At 66.3% G+C, this 18,746-nt stretch carries 12 protein-coding genes; 4 read left to right on the top strand and 8 right to left on the bottom strand.

Translation table 11 applies throughout. From position 1 onward, the window contains the following. Positions 1–84 precede the first annotated feature (84 nt). The 5 genes from ACR42D_RS04365 to ACR42D_RS04345 all read right to left on the bottom strand — a co-directional run bounded on the left by ACR42D_RS04365 (position 85) and on the right by ACR42D_RS04345 (position 5,768). Positions 85–882: a dimethyl sulfoxide reductase anchor subunit family protein gene (locus ACR42D_RS04365; RefSeq protein ID WP_484565645.1), complete on the bottom strand. Its 798-nt coding sequence runs from the start codon at positions 880–882 to the stop codon at positions 85–87. A gap of 2 nt (positions 883–884) precedes the next feature. Continuing rightward, positions 885–1,445: a 4Fe-4S dicluster domain-containing protein gene (locus ACR42D_RS04360; protein WP_484565644.1), complete on the bottom strand. Its 561-nt coding sequence runs from the start codon at positions 1,443–1,445 to the stop codon at positions 885–887. A gap of 10 nt (positions 1,446–1,455) precedes the next feature. Then, the gene (locus tag ACR42D_RS04355; protein WP_484565643.1) at positions 1,456–3,702 is read right to left on the bottom strand and encodes a molybdopterin-dependent oxidoreductase; all 2,247 of its coding nucleotides are present in this window, start codon (positions 3,700–3,702) and stop codon (positions 1,456–1,458) included. A 35-nt stretch (positions 3,703–3,737) separates the two neighbouring features. Then, on the bottom strand, positions 3,738–4,310 hold the full coding sequence (locus ACR42D_RS04350) for a TorD/DmsD family molecular chaperone (protein WP_484565642.1): 573 nt from the start codon (positions 4,308–4,310) through the stop codon (positions 3,738–3,740). Positions 4,311–4,433: 123 nt separating this feature from the next. Continuing rightward, a complete protein-coding gene (locus ACR42D_RS04345; protein ID WP_484565641.1) occupies positions 4,434–5,768 on the bottom strand; it encodes a LuxR C-terminal-related transcriptional regulator in 1,335 nt (444 codons plus the stop codon). A gap of 72 nt (positions 5,769–5,840) precedes the next feature. On the opposite strand from ACR42D_RS04345, the gene ACR42D_RS04340 reads away from it, so the two are divergent. Further along, positions 5,841–6,260, top strand: a complete 420-nt coding sequence (locus ACR42D_RS04340) for a hypothetical protein (protein ID WP_484565640.1) — start codon at positions 5,841–5,843, stop codon at positions 6,258–6,260. 71 nt (positions 6,261–6,331) lie between these two features. Here the strand turns inward: ACR42D_RS04340 and ACR42D_RS04335 are convergent, their stop codons facing one another. From ACR42D_RS04335 to ACR42D_RS04325, 3 genes are read right to left on the bottom strand one after another with little or no spacing between them, the layout of a single operon-like run. Continuing rightward, a complete protein-coding gene (locus ACR42D_RS04335; RefSeq protein WP_484565639.1) occupies positions 6,332–8,494 on the bottom strand; it encodes a tetrathionate reductase family octaheme c-type cytochrome in 2,163 nt (720 codons plus the stop codon). Further along, positions 8,494–9,657: an NrfD/PsrC family molybdoenzyme membrane anchor subunit gene (gene nrfD / locus ACR42D_RS04330; protein ID WP_484565638.1), complete on the bottom strand. Its 1,164-nt coding sequence runs from the start codon at positions 9,655–9,657 to the stop codon at positions 8,494–8,496. Before nrfD ends, ACR42D_RS04335 begins: the two co-directional genes overlap by 1 nt. Then, the gene (locus ACR42D_RS04325; RefSeq protein ID WP_484565637.1) at positions 9,647–10,570 is read right to left on the bottom strand and encodes a 4Fe-4S dicluster domain-containing protein; all 924 of its coding nucleotides are present in this window, start codon (positions 10,568–10,570) and stop codon (positions 9,647–9,649) included. Before ACR42D_RS04325 ends, nrfD begins: the two co-directional genes overlap by 11 nt. A 376-nt stretch (positions 10,571–10,946) precedes the next feature. Between ACR42D_RS04325 and ACR42D_RS04320 the strand changes: the two genes are divergently transcribed. From ACR42D_RS04320 to ACR42D_RS04310, 3 genes are all read left to right on the top strand, one after another. Continuing rightward, entirely contained in the window at positions 10,947–12,155 is a 1,209-nt protein-coding gene (locus ACR42D_RS04320) for an efflux RND transporter periplasmic adaptor subunit (protein WP_484565636.1), read from the top strand. Next, positions 12,155–15,256, top strand: a complete 3,102-nt coding sequence (locus tag ACR42D_RS04315; RefSeq protein ID WP_484565635.1) for an efflux RND transporter permease subunit — start codon at positions 12,155–12,157, stop codon at positions 15,254–15,256. Before ACR42D_RS04320 ends, ACR42D_RS04315 begins: the two co-directional genes overlap by 1 nt. A 214-nt stretch (positions 15,257–15,470) precedes the next feature. Next, on the top strand, positions 15,471–18,605 hold the full coding sequence (locus ACR42D_RS04310) for a transporter substrate-binding domain-containing protein (protein ID WP_484565634.1): 3,135 nt from the start codon (positions 15,471–15,473) through the stop codon (positions 18,603–18,605). Positions 18,606–18,746: the final 141 nt, after the last annotated feature.

The raw sequence follows: 18,746 nt of genomic DNA, 5'->3' as shown, positions 1-18,746 counted from the left end.
TTTTCCATGCCGGACGGCTAGGAGGAGACGTCCGGCCCGGGGTGACGGGCGGGATAGGGAAAATCCCGCCTTGTATGGAGGTGGCTAATACAATCCGCCCATGTTCGCGGCCGCGTGGATGGTGTCGGCGAAGAACCCGGCGCGTCCGGCCAGCTCACCCAGCAGGGCGAGCACCGGCAGCCAGGCCGGGACGGTCCGCGACTTCCAGACCACGCCGAGGCATCCGGCCAGGACGGCCACGTGCGCCCAGTAAAAGCCCGAGCCGAGCCACGCCTGGCCGGTCATGCGCATGACCGTGCCGCCGGACAGCCAGACGCACGGAGCGGCCAGGTTCAGGACCAGGCCGACCACCAGGGCCGTGGTGAAGATGCGGGCCATGAGCGGCGCGCGCTCTTCAGCGGCGAACCAGCTGCCGAACCCCGCGCCGAGGATCACGGCCGAGGTCAGGAAGAAGGCGAACGGCAGGGCGTTGTTCAGGGCGGGCAGCGCCGGGGGCGCGTAGGTCATGCCCGCGGACACGATCACGCCCAGGCCGAGCAGCGTGCCGAGCCAGGCCAGCCAGGGCCTGCCCGTGATCCCGGCCAGCAGCACGGCCAGCACGGTCACGCCGGTGAACAGCCCGGCGAACAGGACCTCGCGGCTGAGCCAGGCCGTGCCCAGGTGCTTGAGCGCCGTGGGCGCGGACAGGGGGTGGCCCAGGTGGAACAGGGAGCCGAGCATGCCGACGACCATCAGCCCGGCGATGAGCAGCCATTCGCGGCGGGCGTCGCCGCCGTCCCCGGCCCCGTCGGCCGTGGTGCGCACCACGCGCATCAGGGTCAGGCCGATGGCCGCCTGGGAGAATACGGTAAACAAAACAAGCGGGAGTTCCATGGACTGCATGACTACCTCCTGACCATCTTCGGGGTTTTGGGCAGGATGAACCGGGTGGACGGATTGAGCCCCTCCATCCGGGGGTAGCCCGCCGGGTACTGGACCTCGTTGGTCCGCTCGAACTCGGCCAGGTCGACCAGCCGCAGGGCGTCCGTGGGACAGGCCTGCACGCAGGCGGGGTCGAGCCCCGCGTCCAGCCGTTCATGACACAGGCTGCACTTTTCGGCCCGCTTCTCCACCGGGTTGTACTTGGGCGCGCCGTAGGGGCAGGAGCGGATGCAGTTGCCGCAGCCGATGCACTTCTCCTGATGGTGGACGACCACGCCGTCCTCCTCCCGCTTGGTGTACGCCTCCACCGGGCAGACGTTCAGGCAGGCCGGGTTCTCGCAGTGGTTGCAGGAGAGCGACAGGAAGGCCCGCTCGCGATGGGGGTAAATCTCCTCGCTCAGCGGATGGACCTGCCGCCAGACCACGCCCTCCACCTGATGGTAGTAATTGCGGCAGGCCATGGCGCAGGTGAAGCAGCCTATGCACCGCTCGGTATCGACCAGAAACGCGTATTGCTTTTTCATCACTGTCCTCCTAGGCCCGCTCGACGTTGGCGAATTGGTCGTGGATGGCCACGCCCGGGGCTCCGGCCTTGAACGCGCCCATGTCGGCGGACTCGTCGTCCACCAGGTTCTGGACGTTGTAGTCGTTGCCCCGTCCGAACCACGCCTCGTACATGAGCAGGCAGTCCACGGCCACGTTTTCGGTCAGCTTGACCCGGGCCTTCTGCTCGCCCACCTTGTTGAACACGCGGACCATGTCCAGGTCACCGATGCCCTTCTCGGCGGCCGCCTTGGGGTGCATGTAGACGTACGGCTCCTTGTTGTACTCGTGCATCCAGTCCAGGTTGACGAACTGGGAGTGGAGCCCGAACTTGGTATGCGGAGTGAGCAGGCGGAATTCGTCGTAGCTTTCGCGCCCGGCCTTGAACTCGGGCAACGCCTTGTGGCCGTTGTCCGCGCACTGCGCGGACTTGAACTCGTACTTGCCGGACGGGGTGGCGAACTTCTTGTCGCTCCACGCCGCCGAGGACTTGAGCCTGGCCTTGACCGGGCCGTTGCGCAGGTCGGTCCAGTCGCTGATGCCGAACATGTCGTAGATGCCCTGGTTGAACTCCTTGGCCATCCACTCCTTCGTGTCGATGTCCTGGGGGAAGGTACAGGAGCCGGGGGACAGCTCGTTCATCTTTTTCGACAGGGCCGCCGCGATCTCGATGTTGGACTTGGTCTCGAACATGGGCTTGATGGCCTGCTCGTTGACCGACAGCCAGTAGTGCCAATAGGAGACGTTGACCGTCCATTCCTCGAACAGGGTGGTCACCGGCAGGACGATGTCGGAGTTGGCCACGGTCTCGTTGAAGAACTGGTCCACGGTGACGACCATCTCCAGCTTGTCGAAGGCCTTCTCCAGCTTGGGCCGGTCGAAGTCCTGGCCGAACGGGTTCTTGCAGGAGACCCAGAGCATGCGGATGGCCGGGTCCGCGGTGTCCAGGATGGCCTGGGCGGTCTTGTTGATGTTCACCGTGCGGTCGGTGTAGCTCGCGCCCGAGCCGCTGGTGAAGTCGAACTCGCCCTTGGCCGCGCCGCCCATGAATCCCTTGGAGCCCTCGGGCTGCTTCTGGATCAGGGCGTGGTAGTTGAAGCCCCAGGTCTGGAGGTGGCCGTAGCGCGCGCCGCCGCCTTCCTTGCCCACGTTGCCGGTCATGGCCACCAGGGCGTCGATGGAGCGCACGGACGCCCCGCCGTTGGTGTGGCGCTGCATGCCGTAGCCGATCCAGATGGTCGCCGGGTCGGCGGTGGCGAACTCCTCGGCCACTTCCATGATGTCCCTGGCCGGTATGCCGGACTGCTCGGCGGCCCACTCCACGGTCACGTTGCTGCGCAGGTAGTCGGCGAACTCGTCGAACCCGAGGCCGTGGGTGTGGACGAAGTCCTGGTCCACCAGCCCCTTGTCCAGGATGTGCCGGGCCATGCCCAGGGCCAGCGCCCCGTCCGAGGCGGTCTTGGGCTGCCAGTAGACGTCGCCCTTGGCCGCGGTCTGGGTGAAGACCGGGTCCACGACCACGACCTTGGCCCCGCGCCGTTTGGCCTCCATGATGTACTTCATGGAGTGGACCGAACACCAGGCCGGGTTCGCGCCCCAGACGATGACGTACTTGGCCTTGACCATGTCCTCGGGGTCGTTGCACCACATGTTGCCCATGTCGTAGTTCTGGGCGTCGATGCCGGCCGGCCAGCACGGGGTGCCGACGAAGCGGGTGGTGTAGCCGAGCGAGGACATCATCCCTTCCACACCGTAATTGGTAATGCCGAAGTTGCCGGAATACTTGGTCATGCCCAGGCCGAGCAGGCTGCCGTCCTCCTCCTTGAGCTTGAGCATCTTCTTCGCGATCATGTCCAGGGCCTCGTCCCAGGAGACCCGCCGCCACTTGCCGGAGCGGCGTCCGTCCTGGACCATGGGGTACTTGACCCGGTCCGGGCTGTAGGGGCGTCTGGTGTAGGCGTAGCCCTTCACGCACAGACCGCCGTTCGTGAAGGTGGATTCGGACGCACCCTCGATGAACTTGACGACCCCGTCCTGGACATAGGTCTTGATGCTGCAGGTGTCGTAGCAGTTGCGGGGGCAGGCGTTGCGGAAGGTCTGGTAGTCGCCTTCGCGGAACGCGGCCGCCTCGGCCTTGCCCGGCACCAGCAGGGAGCACGGCAACAGAGCCGCCGCGCCCGCTGCGGCGGTTCCTTGCAGGAAGCGCCGTCTGCTGAACATACATTTTTTCGCTGTCATATGATCCTCCTCCAGATCACGTTGAAAGATTTCCCCTATGCCTCTCCGGCCCTTGCCGCGGGCCGGACGGTTTCGATCCAGTTGTCGAGCGCGTCCACGGCCATGCGCACCGGCGCGCTCACGTCCGGCTGCGCCCTGACGGCCTTAATGAAGGCCGGGACCCAGCCGGGCAGGTGTTCGCTGAGAAGCCAGTTCCGGACCGCGCACATCAGGCCGTCGCGGTCGCCGTTCCCTTCCTCGTCCGGCCCAGGCATTGCCGCCGCCAGGTCCAGTTCAAAGGCCAGATGGTCGTCCGGGGTCCGCCCCTGGTCCGGGACCATCAGCCCCAGGGCGCGGTAGGCGTCGCGCACGGCCAGGGTCGGCTCGCCCATGAGCGCCGGTTCGGTCTGGTAGGCCGAGGCGTAGGGCGGGGCCAAAACGGCCATGGGCCCGACAAAGAGCCGATTGAAGTCGTACTCCGCGCCGGTCCAGTCGGTGCCGTCCGCCACGGTCAGATGAAAGTGTTCGGAAACGGCGGCCGAGGCGCGCTTCAGGTCTTCGGCGTCCCTGGACGCGAAGAAATCCCGAAGGGCCCGGGCCCCGTTACGGATGTGTGCATGGTCCGTCATTATTTCCCTCCATATAAAACATACTGCATCCACGAATAATCAGTATGATAATCTCGCCGGAGGGCAACAGACGGGAAAGTGGGGATAGAATGGGTAGGCACGGCTACCCATTCTGTGGCCGGATCAGGCGGTCAGCCCCAGGGTCTTGAGGTGGGCGTACAGGCTGACGCTCTTGCCGTGCAGGCCGAGCTTACGCCGGATGTTCTTGCGGTGGGTCTGGACCGTTTCCACCGAGATGTTCAAGGATTCCGCGATCTCCTTGGACGGATGCCCGGCCTGGATGAACTGGGCCACGCGGGTTTCCATGTGGGTCAGCTTGAGCAGCAGGGGGTCCGAGCCGCCGCTGCCGGGCGCAAGCCGGGCCAGCTGGTCCTTGGCCACGGTCAGGTAGCCCCGGCGGATGGCCGCGTCGTCCTCGTTCTCGATCCGTTCCAGGGCGGGCAGGACCAAATTGTTGACCTTGGCCGTGACCTCGCCGAGCAGCTGCTCCCGCTCGCGGTCGATGGACTGGAGCACGTTGCGCAGGGTGATGTTCATCTCCTCGAGCTGCTCCTTTTCCAGGCGCAGGGCCTCGGTCCGCTCGGAGACCACCCGCTCCAGGGTCTCGCGCTGCACGGCCTGGGCCGTGATGTTGGTCAGCATGATCATGTACTCGTCGCTGGCCATGGACACGCTGCCGATGGAATTGATCTGCATGCGGTAGACCACGGCCTCGTCAAAGGGGCTCAGTTCGCAGGACATGCCCGCCGGGTAGTACTTGAGCAGGTCCTCCACGGACTGCCCCTCCACGGATAAAACGTCCCAGACCGGCGCGCCAATGACGTCCGCCCGGTCCAGCACGGCCAGGACCGCCCGGTTGGCCTGGATCACCCGGCCGTCGCCGTCGACCACCAGGATGAGTTCGGACGAGGCGTCCAGGATGTTCTCGTAGCGGCACTTCTCCAGCGTCAGCAGACGGTTGGCCTCATCGAGCTTCCGGGCGGCCAGGTCCGGCAGGATGCGCGTCCAGTCGCGCACGAACAGGACCTCCAGGGCGTCGCCGTAGAGCTTGACGTGACGCCGCGCCAGGACCTTGCTCTCGAACGAGCCCTCCATCTTCTCGAGCACGTCCACCAAGCTGTGGATGAAGGTCTTGAAACAGCCGAGATACATGTCGGCGGTGATGCCGCGCATGCGGTGACGCCGGGCGGACTCGATCTGGGGCTTGCCCCACTCGCCCTCGTGGCGGAGGAGCCAGGGGAAATCCGGGTTGGGCAGCCCCATGTCCCGGTGCAGCCGCATGGGCGCGAGGAAATCGTCGAGCGCCTGAAGGCAGTCGGCCCGCTTGGCCGTGGTGTGCTCCAGGTAGCCCGCCTGCTCCATGCGCACGGACCAGCGCGCGAGGAAATAGTCCTCCTCCCGGGCCATGTCTAGGAGCAGGTCCCAGTGGTGCCGCTGTTCGCCGGACCGGTTCTTCATCTCCCCTCCCGTGTATATACCCAGTGGATACCCATGCCTTGCAATATACCGGACCGGGCGTATGATCAAGCCATGAGAAACCGACGCCCCCTGTCCGCCCTGTTCACGGTCTGCGCCGTCCTGGCCCTTGCCTGGGCCGCGCTCCTGTCCGTCCCCGCCCTCGCGGACCGGACCACTTCGGCCGTGCCCGGCGGCGAGGTCCGCCTGGCCGGGCCGCTCAAGGCCGGGCAGCCGGTCAGGGCGGTCTTCGACCTCAAGGGATACGAACTCCCGGCCGGGGCCTACGCGGCCATCAACGTGGAGTTCCCGGTCCGCCCCGAGGGGGCCAAGCCCGAGGTCCGGCCCGGCTATCCCGAGACGGTCATGACCTTTGCCGAGCCAGGCCGATACCGCGTGCTCATCCTGCTCAACCAGATCAGCAAGGGGAGCTGCGGCGGGGTCAGCGCCAAGCCGCTCATCGAGGCCGAACTGGACCTGGACGTGGCCCCGTAGACCGCCCGGCCCGAGCGCGAAAAGGCCCGGAGTCATGCGACTCCGGGCCTTTTTGTTTACGTTGACGCCGATTACTTCGCGGCCGGTCCCTGGCCCAGCGGCAGCTTGGTGAAGCGGCCACCGTAGAGGATCGGATCGCCCTTGTAGCCGAGCTTTTTGAAGTCGATGTAGTCCGACTTGCCGATCAGTTCGCCCACGTCGCGGCCCATCATCCGGAGCAGTTCGAAGTCCGCGCCCTTTTCCGTCAGCTCGCGGAACCTGGCGTCCCGGGTGTCCTGGTGGCACCGGTCGCAGGTCTTGTCGCCCTTGAGACTGTCATGGCACTGGACGCAGGACAGAGCGTGCTCCTTGGGCATGACCTCGTGCTCGATCCGCCAATACATGTTGGTGGACACCCACATGTACTCGCCGCTGTAGGGCAGGTCGGCCTTGGCCATGCCCTCCTTGAACGCGGCCTGCCAGTCGGTGCCCTTCCAGAAGGCGGCCTTGTCCTCCTTGTCATAGGGGAAGAGGTGCGGCACCAGCAGGTACCGGTTTACCGCGTCCGCAGGCTGAATGCCGGACATGATCTTGAACGGCGTGATCTTGGAGCGCGGGTCCGCGAGCGAACCCACGGGCCGGGTGATGTCCGTGACCACCATGTCGGCCTTCTGCGCCGGGGTCGGGTGTTCGCCGGGCCGGAATCCCCTGGCCGCCGGTTCAATCGGATCGCCCAGCAGGCGGCGCTCCATGTACCCGTTGAACCAGACATAGACCGGCTTGGCCGCCTCCTTCCAGCGGAAGTCGCCCTTCATCCAGGAGTAGTCCGGCTTGCCGTACTTGTCCTTGCGCACCTCGCGCTGCTTGTCGCCCGCAGTGGACCAGTCCCACCAGGTCTTGGTCGCCGCGCACTTGGAGTAGATGGGCGAATGGCAGGTGTTGCAGGCCACGGTCTCGCAGTGCTTGTTCAGGTGGTGGTCCAGCAGGCTGTCGCCATAGTGCGGCCGGGACGTGTGGCAGTCCTCGCACGACCGGGTTCCCTCGGACACGGGCACGGAAGTGGACCGGCCCGATATCTTGTGGTTGCGGGTCTGATGGCACTCCACGCACTGGAAGTCGTAGCCGCCCATGTGCACGTCGCAGTTGCGGTCCGGCCAGAAGAGCTGGGCCGACATGTCCGCGTGCTTGACCGCATCGCCCCCGCCGCCGCTGAAGTGGCAGACGCCGCAGGTCTTGCGGCTGCTCGGGCCGACGTTCCGGGCCACGTAGACCATGTCCACCTTGGGGTCGGGCATGCCCGCCGCGGGCGGGGCCTTCTTGTAGCTGCCCGTGGTGTCGTGGCAGACCAGGCAGTCCATGTTCTCCTGGTTGGAGAAGTCGAAGGTGTCGTCCTTCCAGCCGTATCCGGCGTGGCAGGAGGTGCAGCGCTTCTCGTTGCTGAGGACCGACAGGCAGAAGTTGTTCAGGGTCGTCGTACCCTTGCCGGACATGACGCTTTTACGGTGCTCCACCGTGTACGGCGACGGGCCGCGCCACAGCCAGTGGGCCGTGGTCAGCATGTCCTCGCCCGCCTGCTCGTGGCAGCGCAGACACTCCTTCGTGACCTGCTGGGGCGTGGGGTTCTCCGGGAGCATGACCAGTTCCCGGTGGTCCGTCGGGCGCTTGGCGTGGCAGCCCACGCAGCTGACCGGCCCCTTCTTCATCTTCTCGTGACAGTTCATGCACTGCATGTGGTAGGCGGCCTTGAGCCCGATGCGCTCCCTGCCCTCTTCCTGGCGGTTGTCCTGATGGCAGGCGCGGCAGGCCACGGTCTCGGGCTGGCTCGCGTCCGCCGGGCGCAGGTGGTGGCAGGCCGCGCAGTCGCCGTCCAGGGCGGCCGCGTGCTTGGCGTGCATGAAGCGCACGGGTTCGTACTTGCGCGCGTAGGTGTCCACATAGGGGCTGTCCAGGAGCATGTAGCTGCGCTTGACGTCCTTGAGCCCCAGGCCGAGCCCGCGCAGACGCTGCTGGCGCAGGGGCAGGTCCTCCATGAGCACGTGCTTGACGAACGGATGCTCCTTTCTCGCCTCCTCCTCGGCCTTGACCTGATCGGCGGGCGTCCACCCGTCCGGCCTTGGCATCCGGTCCTTGCGGGACTTCTCGACAGGCCCGGTCCCGGCGTCCGCGGATGGCGCGAGCGCGGCAGAGCCGCACACGGCGAGACCCAAAAGCACGGCCAGGGCGATTGCCGCGAACAGCCAGCTTTGCTTACTCATCATCGGGACACCTCCTGTCGTTGGGCGGAGAGCACCGGGAACCAGGTCACGATCAACCGGTAAAGGAAGAAGATCGTGGCCACGGCCCCGGCGGTGACGAGAATCTCGCCGATGGCCGGGTAGTATGGATGGTTCGCGTACGGAGCCTTGAACGAAACCACGAACACGTTGAACCGGTTGAGCATCACGCCCGAAACGATCAACAACGCCGCCATGAACAGCAGTCGGCGCGAACGGCGCACCGCCGGGAACAGGAGCATGATCCACGGCAGGACCACGCCGAGCCCCACCTCCACCAGGAAGGAATTGCTCTGGGCCGAACCGTCCAGCAGCGTCGCGTACGCCCCGCGCGAGACCAGATCGCCGAGTTTGAGGGCCATGTACACGCCGAGCAGCAGGATGGTGATCCGCGACAACGGCGTGAGCACGTTCATCTCCGACTCAAGCCGGAGCGAGGAGGTGGCGATGGTCGTCTCCACGATGACCATGGGATAGCCCACGGCAAAGGCCGAGGTCAGGAACAGCAGCGGCTGGAGCGGCGTGGCCCACAGCGGCGACGTCTTGGTCGGCGCGATGACCATCAGGGTGCCCAGGCTCGACTGGTGCATGCACGACAACACCACCCCGAGGATTATGAAGACCCACATGGTCTTGTCCAGGATGCGGTCCAGGAACGCCAGCAGCCTGATCCTCTCGCCCAGCCGTTCGGCCAGGACCGGGATGAACTCGATCCACAGCACGGTCACGTAAGCCATGACGCACATGGCCACCTCGAACAGGGCCGAGGTGTGGTTCTGGTATATGACCGGCTTCCAGATGGCCCAGGAACGGCCGATGTCGAAGAACACGGCCAGGGCCACGAAGGTATAGCCCAGCGCGGCGGTCAGCAGCGCGGGCCGGGTCACGGCCTCGTAGTAGTGGCGGCCCAGGATGTGGGCCAGGAAGGCGGTGGTGAACCCGCCCGCGGCCAGGGCCACGCCCGAGGCCACGTCCAGGCCGATCCAGATGCCCCAGGGGTAATGGTTGCTCAGGTTGGTCACGGCCGCCAGCCCGTAGGTATAGCGGACGATGAGGGTCGCTCCGGCCGCGATCATCAGGGCCAGCATGGCCAGCACGCCCGGCGTCCAGAACGGCCGGTCAACGGGTTGCGGCTTATGCGTCATGGCCGTCCTCCTTGTTCGGGCTTTCGGCGTCGCGGTTGCGCGAGGTCACGCCCATGACCGCGCCCAGGACCCCGAACAGGGCCAGGGGCGACCACAGATAGCTGAACAGCGCGCTCTGTATGGTCTCCGTGGTCTGCGGCATGGGCCGGGCGGGCAGCTCCTGGAAGCCGACCTTCTTGAAATCCACGCCCGAGATGTACAGCCAGCTCGTGCCGCCCACCTCGTGTTCGCCGTAGATGTGGTCCACGTACTTGCCGGGATCGCCCTCGATGCGGTTTTTCGCCAGGCGCAGCAGCTCCGAGCGCTTGCCGAAGGTTATGGCCTCCACCGGACAGATGGAGGCGCAGCCGGGCCTGCCCCCTTCCTTGGAGATGCGCTCGAAACAGAAGGTGCACTTGCGCACCCTGGGCCAAATGGGCCGGTCGTACTCGTAGGCCGGGATCTCGAACGGGCACGCGGCCATACAGTAGCGGCAGCCGATGCACTTGTTCACGTCGTAGTGCACGGCCCCGTTTTCCTTCTTGGTCAACGCCCCGGTGATGCAGGCCGAGACGCAGGCCGGGTCCTGGCAGTGCATGCACTGGACCTTGACGTAGGTGGGCACCAGCTTGTCGCGCTCGTCGATGCGGCCGGGGTAGTACCGGTTGATGACCGTGAACGCGTTCTGGTCCGGCCGCCGCTTGGCGTCCAGGATGGTCAGGTCATCGAACTTCACGGCGGGTTCGGGCAGGTTGTTGACCTCCTTGCACGCCTGTTCGCACTTGCGGCACCCCATGCACCGGGTCAGGTCCACCAGGCAGCCGTAGGGATCGGGCGGGGCCTTGGATTGCCACGCCTGCGCGTTCCCGGGCATGGTCGAGGCCGCCCCCGCGAGCCCCACCGTCCCCAGAAATCCTCTGCGGGAAATTTTCATCACTATACCTCCTTACATTCCGAGCCGTTATTGGCTATTCACGAATATAATGTAGGGGAATTTTTCGGTCCTCACATTGATCGTGATCAACTTTTGGCGAAACAATCCGTCCGCGCCGAGCCGCACCGGCCCAAAAAAAGCGGCCGGGAGGGGCGCTCCCGACCGCGTCAACCAGCCGTATTCACAAGCTGATTCTCCGCGCGGTGACATGTGCGGAACACCCCGCCCCATATTCCGGCGCGAAGACCCATTGTGTTTGCTATTCTTTGCAATTATAAACGCGGACAGTGTGAACCGAACAACCGCCCGCCACCCTTCGGCGGCCGGGCGGACATCCGGCTCCCGCCGCTTGCGGGGCTGCCGACCTGGAGGGCACGTGCCTCGCTCGCTTTTTCCTGAACACGCCGGAAAACGGACCCGAAGCCGGGTCCCCGGCCCGGCGTCCGCCGGGCTGCTCTGCCTGCTCCTGGCCTGCCTGCTCACGGCCTGCGGGGGCGACGAAAAGAAGGTTCGGCGCGAACGGGTGGTCCCGGTCACGGCCGTGGCCGCCGTGCGCGAGGACGTGCCCGTGACCCTGTCCGCCGTGGGCAACGTCACCCCGCTGGCCTCGGTGGAGGTCAAGTCGCGGGTGGGCGGCATCATCGACAAACAGCTCGTCCAGAACGGCCAGGACGTGGAGGCGGGCGACCTGCTCTTCCAGGTGGATTCCCGGTCCTTCGACCTGGCCGTGAAAGAGGCCCAGGCCCGGCTGGACCGCGACCGCGCCCACCTGGACAAGGCCAAGGAGGACCTGCGCCGCTACTCCAGGCTGCGCGACCTGAACGTGGTCGCCCAGGAGCAGTACGACAACACTTTCGCTGAGGCCACGTCCCTGGAGAACACCATCCGGCTGAACGAGGCCGCCCTGGAAAAGGCCCGCCTGGACCGCGACTACGCGGCCATCCGCGCCCCCATATCCGGGCGCGTGGGCATCGTCCGGGTCAACGTGGGCAACGTCATCAAGGCCAACGACGACCGCACCCTGTGCGTCATCAACCAGATCCGGCCGATCAACGTCTCCTTCACCCTGCCCGAGCGCTACCTGGGCGAGATCATGGAGCGCCGCAGGCAGGGCCCCATGCGCGTGTCAATCACCCCGTCCGGCACGAATTCCACGCCGGTCGAAGCCGATCTGGCCGCCGTGGACAACGCCGTGGACACGACCACCGGCACCATCCGGCTGCTGGCCTCCTACCCCAATGACGACACCCGGTTCTGGCCCGGCCAGTTCGCCCGGGTGGAGCTGACCCTGCGCACCCTGAAAGGGGCCCTGCTCCTGCCCACCGGGGCCGTGCTCCAGGGCATGGAGGGCCCGTACGTGTACGTGGTCAAGACCGGCGACGATCCGGCGTCCGGCACCGTGGAGGCCAGGAAAGTGGCCTCCTCCCACATCGTGGGCAGGCGCACGGTCATCGACTCCGGGATCGAGCCCGGCGAGCTGGTGGTTTTGGACGGCCAGGTGGGGCTGAGCCCCGGGGCCAGGGTATCCATCAAAAACGGCAAGGGCGACGGCGCGGGCAAGGGACCGGCCAGGGACGGGCAATAATGAACCCGTCCGCCATCTTCGTCCGCCGTCCGGTCATGACCTCCCTGGTCATGATCGCCATCCTGGTCTTCGGCGTCATGGCCTACCTGCGGCTGCCGGTCAGCGACCTGCCCAGCGTGGACTTCCCGACCATCGAGGTCTCGGCCCAGCTCTCCGGGGCCAACCCCGAGACCATGGCCTCGTCCGTGGCCACGCCGCTGGAGAAGCAGTTCTCGACCATCGCGGGCCTGGACTCCATGACCTCCATCTCCAGCCTGGGCAGTACGCGCGTCACACTGCAGTTCGACCTGGAGCGGAACATCGACGACGCGGCCCTGGACGTGCAGTCGGCCATCACCACGGCGCTCAGGCGGCTGCCCGACGACATGACCTCCACGCCGAGCTTCCGCAAGGTCAACCCGGCGGACTCGCCCATCCTCTATCTTTCGCTCTCCTCGCCGACCATGCGGCTGTCCGACGTCAACGAGTACGCTGAGAACTTCATGGCCCAGCGCATCTCCATGGTCAACGGCGTGGCCCAGGTCATGGTCTACGGCTCCCAGAAGTACGCGGTGCGCATCCAGCTCTCGCCCGAAAAGCTCTCGGCCATGGAACTGGGCGTGGACGAGGTGGCCGAGGCCGTGCGCAAGGGCAACGTCAACCTGCCCGTGGGCACCGTGTCCGGCCCGGTGCGCGAATACATCGTCCGGTCCAGCGGCAAGCTGATGAACGCCGGGGACTACAAGCCCCTGGTGGTGGCCTGGCGCGACGGCGCGCCCGTGCGCCTGTCCGACGTGGCCCACGTCTTCGACTCCGTGGAGCAGACAAGGCGGCGCAACTGGTACAACGGCCAGCCCGGCATGGTCCTGGCCATCCAGCGCCAGCCCGGCACCAACACCGTGGAGGTGGTCCAGGCCGTGCGCGCCCTGCTGCCCTCCTTCCAGGCCCAGCTGCCCGCAGCCATCGACCTCAACGTGCTCTACGACCGCTCCGAATCCATCAAGGAGTCCATCGAGGACGTCCAGTTCACCCTGCTGCTCACCGTGGCCCTGGTCATCACGGTCATCTTTCTCTTCCTGCGCAGACTGTCGGCCACGATCATCCCGAGCCTGGCCCTGCCCATGTCGGTCATCGGCACCTTCGCGGTCATGTACCTCTACGGGTTCTCCCTGAACAACATCTCGCTCATGGCCCTGACCCTGTCCGTGGGCTTCGTGGTGGACGACGCCATCGTCATGCTCGAAAACATCGTCCGCCACGGGGAGATGGGCAAGTCGACCTTGGAGGCGGTCATGGACGGCTCCAGGGAGATCGCCTTCACCATCGTGTCCATGACCATCTCGCTGGCCGCCGTGTTCCTGCCCGTGCTCTTCATGGGCGGCATCGTGGGCCGCCTGTTCCACGAGTTCGCGGTGACCATCTGCGCCTCGATCCTCATCTCCGGGCTGGTCTCCCTGACGCTGACCCCCATGCTGTGCGGCCTGATCATCAAGCCGCACACGGGAGAGCAGCGCCACGGCAGGCTCTTCAATCTGTTCGAGCGCGGCTTCAACGGGCTGCGCGACGTCTACGCCCGCACCCTGGACTGGACCCTCAGGCACCACCGGCTGACCATGCTCGCCTCCATCCTGGTCCTGGCCCTGACCGTGGTCCTGTTCCGGGCCATCCCCAAGGGTTTTCTGCCCACCGAGGACGCCGGGCGGCTGATCGTCCGCACCGAGGCCGAGCAGGGCGTGGCCTTCGACATCATGAAGCGGCGCCAGCAGGCGCTCATGACCATCCTGGCCAAGGACCCGGCCGTGGAGAACTACATGTCCGTGGTCGGCGGGGGCGGCCCCAACCGGGGCGGCAACTCCGGGCGGCTGATGGTCGACCTCAAGCCGAGGAGCGAGCGCGGCCCCATAGACGCCGTGCAGCAGCGGCTGCGGGCCAAGCTCTCGCAGGTGCCGGGCATACGGGCCTACGTGTCCAACCCCCCGGCCATCCGCATCGGCGGGCGCAGCTCCAAGGGCCAGTACCAGTACACCCTGCAGAGCCCGGAAACCGACCTGCTCTTCAAGGCCGCGGCGGACATGGAAAAGCGCATGCAGGAGCTGCCCGGCATCCAGGACATCTCCTCGGACATGGAGTTCGACAACCCGGAGCTGAACATCGACATCGACCGCGACAAGGCCTCGGCGCTGGGCATCTCCGCTTTCCAGATCGAGGACGCCCTGTCCACCTCGTTCGGCAACCGCAAGATATCGTCCATCTACGCGCCCACCGACACCTACGACGTGATCATGGAGCTGGCCCCGGAGTACCAGTCCAACCCGGACGCCCTGGCCATGCTCTCGGTGCGCTCGGGCAACGGCAAGCTCGTGCGCCTTGAGACCCTGGCCAGGTGGGGGCTGGGCGTGGGGCCGCTGTCCGTCAACCACTCGGGCCAGCTGCCGTCCGCGACCATCTCCTTCAACCTGGAGCCGGGCGAGTCGCTCGGCTCGGCCGTGGACGCGGTATCCACGCTTGCCGCCGAGGTCGTGCCCGCGTCCGTGTCCACCAGCTTCCAGGGCGAGGCCCAGGCGTTCCAAGACTCCATGCGCGGCCTGTGGGTCCTGCTGGTCATGGCCATCCTGGTCATCTACCTGGTGCTCGGCGTGCTCTACGAATCCTTCGTCCATCCGCTGACCATCCTGTCCGGCCTGCCGTCGGCGGGCGTGGGCGCGCTGCTCACGCTGATGCTCTTCGGCCTGGACCTGAACATCTACGGGTTCGTGGGCATCATCATGCTCATCGGCATCGTCAAGAAGAACGCGATCATGATGATCGACTTCGCGGTGGAGGCCCAGCGCGAGCACGGCCAGGGCGCGGCCTCGGCCATCCGCGAGGGCGCGCTCATCCGCTTCCGGCCGATCATGATGACCACCATGGCCGCGCTCATGGGCACCCTGCCCATCGCGCTCGGCCTGGGCGCGGGGGCCGAGGCCCGGCGTCCCCTGGGCCTGGCCGTGGTCGGCGGCCTGCTGGTCTCCCAGCTGCTGACCCTGTACTTCACCCCGGTCTACTACACCTACCTGGACGCGGCCCAGCAGCGGCTCAACCGGCTCTTCGGCCGGTCCGGGCGGCGGGCCGAACAGGAATAGAATCCCCCGCCCTTTTCCGAGCGTCGGTCTTCCCGCCTGTAATTATAATTTGACCCCGACGAAAGTTGCCCTATTATGGAGATAATAAATAGAGTCTCCTTGAAACGGTATCGGCGGCAACCATATGGGTCATTCTCGCTCCATCCTGTGCACCGTTCTCCTGGCGGCGCTGGCCTGCCTTGCGGCAGTCCCGGCCGCCGCGTCCGGAGACACTGTGCCCAAGATCCTCCGGTCCGCCAGCGAGCTCGATTATCCCCCCTTCGCCCTGGCCCTGCCCGACGGCACGGCCGACGGCTTCTCCGTGGAGCTGCTCAAGGCCGTGGCCAGCGAGGCCGGGCTTCGGGTCGACTTCAAGACCGCGCCCTGGGCCGAGATTAAGCGGGCGCTGGCCGACGGCGAGCTCGACGTCCTGCCCCTGGTCTCCTACTCCGCGGAGCGCGACGCATACTTCGACTTTTCCATCCCCTACCTCCAGATGCACGGCTCCATCTTCGTGCGCAAGGGGACCAGAGACATCCGGGGCGAGGCGGACCTCCATGACAAAACGGTCCTGGTCATGCGCGGGGACACGGCCCAGGAATACGCCGAACGCAAGCACCTGGCCGGGAAACTCATCCTGACCGAAAGCTACGGCGAGGCCATGACCCTGCTCTCCAAGGGGAGCTACGACGCGGTCCTGGTACAGCAGGTGGTCGGCTGGCAGATCATCAAGAAGCTCGGCCTGAAGAACATCGAGGACGTGCGCCCGGCCCCCCTGGACCCGACCCTGCGCCCCGACGGCGTGACCATGACCGGATTCGTCCAGAAATTCTGCCTGGCCGTGCACGAGGGCGACCACGCCCTGCTGGCCCGGCTGAACGAGGGGCTGGCCACGGTCTTCAGCAACGGCACCTACGACCGGCTGTACATCAAGTGGTTCGGCCCCATCCTGCCCCGGCCCGAGCCGTCCTTCATGGAGGTGGCCCGCCAGTCCCTGGTCTTCGTCCTGCCTGTGGCCCTGCTCATGGCCATGGGCGGCCTGGTCTTCCTCAAGGTCCAGGTCAACAGCAGGACCGCGCACCTGCGCGAGGAGGTCGAGCAGCGCAAGCGGGCCGAGGCCCAGGTGGCCAGGAGCCGCGAGTGGATGCACTCCCTGCTGGACCACCTGCCCCTGTCCGTCTACCTGCAGACCGGGAACCACGAGATCACCTTCGCCAACGAGCACTTCCGCTGCAGCCACGACAAGGACACCGGCAGGCCCTGCCACGAAGTCCTGTACGGCGAACCCGTGCCGTGCGTGCCGTGCCGGGTCCAGCAGGTCCTCCAGTCGGGCCGGGCCCTGACCTGGGAGACCCGGGGCCCGGACGGCGTTCCCCTGCTCGTCCACAACGTCCCCTTCCGGGACATGGACGGTTCCCCGGTGGTCCTGGCCGCGGCCATGGACATCTCCGAGATGAAACGCATCGAGGAGGCCCTGCACGAGAGCGAAAACCTGTACCGCACCCTGATCACCAACATGCCGGACATCGTCATGCGCTACGACCGGCAGCTGCGCCGCTGCTTCGTCTCGGAGAACATCGAGAAATACTCGGGCCTCCCCCCCTCGCACTTCATCGGCAAGACCAACCGGGAGCTGGGCCTGCCCGAGGATCTCTCCCGGTTCCTGGACGAGCACATCGCCAGGGTGTTCGAGACCGGCGACCCCATCGAGACCGAGTTCCGCGCCGAGTGGAACGGCCGGTCGTTCCAGTTCGACTGGCGGCTCTTCCCGGAGCTGGACGCGGACGGCGCGGTCCAGACCGTGGCCTCCATCCACCGCGACGTCACCCGCCAGCACCTCATGGAGGCGGAATACCAACTGCTGTTCAACAGGATGCTCGACGGATTCGCCTCCCACGAGATCATCTGCGACGAGGCGGGCACCCCCGTGGACTTCCGCTTCCTGCGGGCCAATCCGGCCTTCGAGCGGCTGACCGGAATCAAGGTCGAGGACATCCTGGGCCGGACCATGCGCGAGGTCTTCCCGGACATCGAATCCTACTGGGTCGAGACCTACGGCAAGGTGGCCCTGACCGGCGAGCCCATCGTCTTCGAACACTACGCCTCGGACATGGGCAAGTACTTCAACGTCAGCGCGTTCTGCCCGGCCCCGGGCCGGTTCGCGACCATCTTCTCCGACGTCACGGACCGGGTAAACACGGCCAGGGCCCTGGTCGAGGCCAAGGAGCTGGCCGAGTCCGCCAGCCGGGTGAAGTCCGAATTCCTGGCCAACATGAGCCACGAGATACGCACCCCGCTCAACGGCATCATGGGCATGCTCCAGCTCCTGCGCGCCGGGGACCTGACCGAGGAGCAGGCCGAGTACGCGGCCTACGGCATCGAGGCGAGCAAGCGGCTGACCCGGCTGCTCACGGACATCCTCGACCTGTCGCGCATCGAGGCCGGCAAGCTGGACATCCGCGAGGAGCCCCTGAACCTCAAGGACATCATGGCCGGGCTGGAGCAGATGTTCGCCGTGGCCGCCCGGTCCAAGGGGCTGACCCTGGACTTCGACGTGCCCGGCGACCTGCCCGAGCGGCTTTTCGGCGACGACACCCGCCTCCAGCAGATCCTCATCAATCTCATCGGCAACGCGGTCAAGTACACCGAGGAAGGCCGGGTGGGCGTGGAGGTCTCGGTCCTGCCCAGGCAGCAGCCCGGCATGGTCCACGTGCTCTTCTCGGTCACGGACACCGGCATCGGCATCCCGGACGACAAGCTGGGCTCCATCTTCGAGCACTTCACCCAGGTCAGCAGCGGCTTCACCCGTCATTTCCAGGGGGCCGGACTGGGGCTGGCCATCTCCAAGCGCATGATCGGCCTGCTCGGCGGGACCATGGCCGTGGACAGCACGCCCGGCCTGGGCACGACGTTCTGCCTGTGCGTGCCCCTGCGTTCGGCCGAGGAGAGCGCGGCCGAGACCGTGGCCCGGCTCTCCGACACCCCGCAGCCGCCTCCCTCCCTGAACATCCTCCTGGCCGAGGACGACAAGGTCAACAGCCTGGCCGTGTCCGGCCTGCTCAAACGCATGGGCCACCGGGTCCGTGCCGTGAACAACGGCGAGATGGCCCTGACCGCCCTGCGCGGCGAGCCCTTCGACCTGGTCCTCATGGACATCCAGATGCCGGTCATGGACGGGGTGCAGGCCACCCGGGCCATCCGCGAGGGCGAGGTCGGGCCGGACAAGACAACGATCCCGATCATCGCCATGACCGCCTACGCCATGAAGGGCGACCGCGAGAATTTCCTGGGCGAGGGCATGACCGACTACATCGCCAAGCCCCTGGACAAGACCGACCTGGAAAGCGCCATCCGGCGGACTTTCATGTAGCTTTCCACGGTGTTTTCCCGCTTCGCGGGACGCATCCGGGGCGATTCGCCCCGCGTGTTCCGTCCGTTTTCGTACCATTGTGAAAATAATCATTCCGGCCGCCATTTTTCCCTTGCAACTGGCGGAGAATTTCTATCAAGT

The sequence above is a fragment of the Pseudodesulfovibrio sp. lm2024 genome (assembly GCF_051175575.1).
In the GTDB taxonomy this organism is placed as follows: domain Bacteria; phylum Desulfobacterota; class Desulfovibrionia; order Desulfovibrionales; family Desulfovibrionaceae; genus Pseudodesulfovibrio; species Pseudodesulfovibrio caledoniensis.
Note: the sequence above shows the minus strand (reverse complement) of the source record. Positions and strands in the feature narration are given on the sequence as shown.

Excerpts from the sequence above, each read along its gene's own strand:
- ACR42D_RS04340 (WP_484565640.1), top strand. The coding sequence starts at position 5,841 with ATGAGAAACCGACGCCCCCTGTCCGCCCTGTTCACGGTCTGCGCCGTC.
- ACR42D_RS04335 (WP_484565639.1), bottom strand. The coding sequence starts at position 8,494 with ATGAGTAAGCAAAGCTGGCTGTTCGCGGCAATCGCCCTGGCCGTGCTT.
- ACR42D_RS04350 (WP_484565642.1), bottom strand. The coding sequence starts at position 4,310 with ATGACGGACCATGCACACATCCGTAACGGGGCCCGGGCCCTTCGGGAT.
- ACR42D_RS04315 (WP_484565635.1), top strand. The coding sequence starts at position 12,155 with ATGAACCCGTCCGCCATCTTCGTCCGCCGTCCGGTCATGACCTCCCTG.
- ACR42D_RS04325 (WP_484565637.1), bottom strand. The coding sequence starts at position 10,570 with ATGAAAATTTCCCGCAGAGGATTTCTGGGGACGGTGGGGCTCGCGGGG.
- ACR42D_RS04355 (WP_484565643.1), bottom strand. The coding sequence starts at position 3,702 with ATGACAGCGAAAAAATGTATGTTCAGCAGACGGCGCTTCCTGCAAGGA.
- nrfD (WP_484565638.1), bottom strand. The coding sequence starts at position 9,657 with ATGACGCATAAGCCGCAACCCGTTGACCGGCCGTTCTGGACGCCGGGC.
- ACR42D_RS04360 (WP_484565644.1), bottom strand. The coding sequence starts at position 1,445 with ATGAAAAAGCAATACGCGTTTCTGGTCGATACCGAGCGGTGCATAGGC.
- ACR42D_RS04345 (WP_484565641.1), bottom strand. The coding sequence starts at position 5,768 with ATGAAGAACCGGTCCGGCGAACAGCGGCACCACTGGGACCTGCTCCTA.
- ACR42D_RS04365 (WP_484565645.1), bottom strand. The coding sequence starts at position 882 with ATGCAGTCCATGGAACTCCCGCTTGTTTTGTTTACCGTATTCTCCCAG.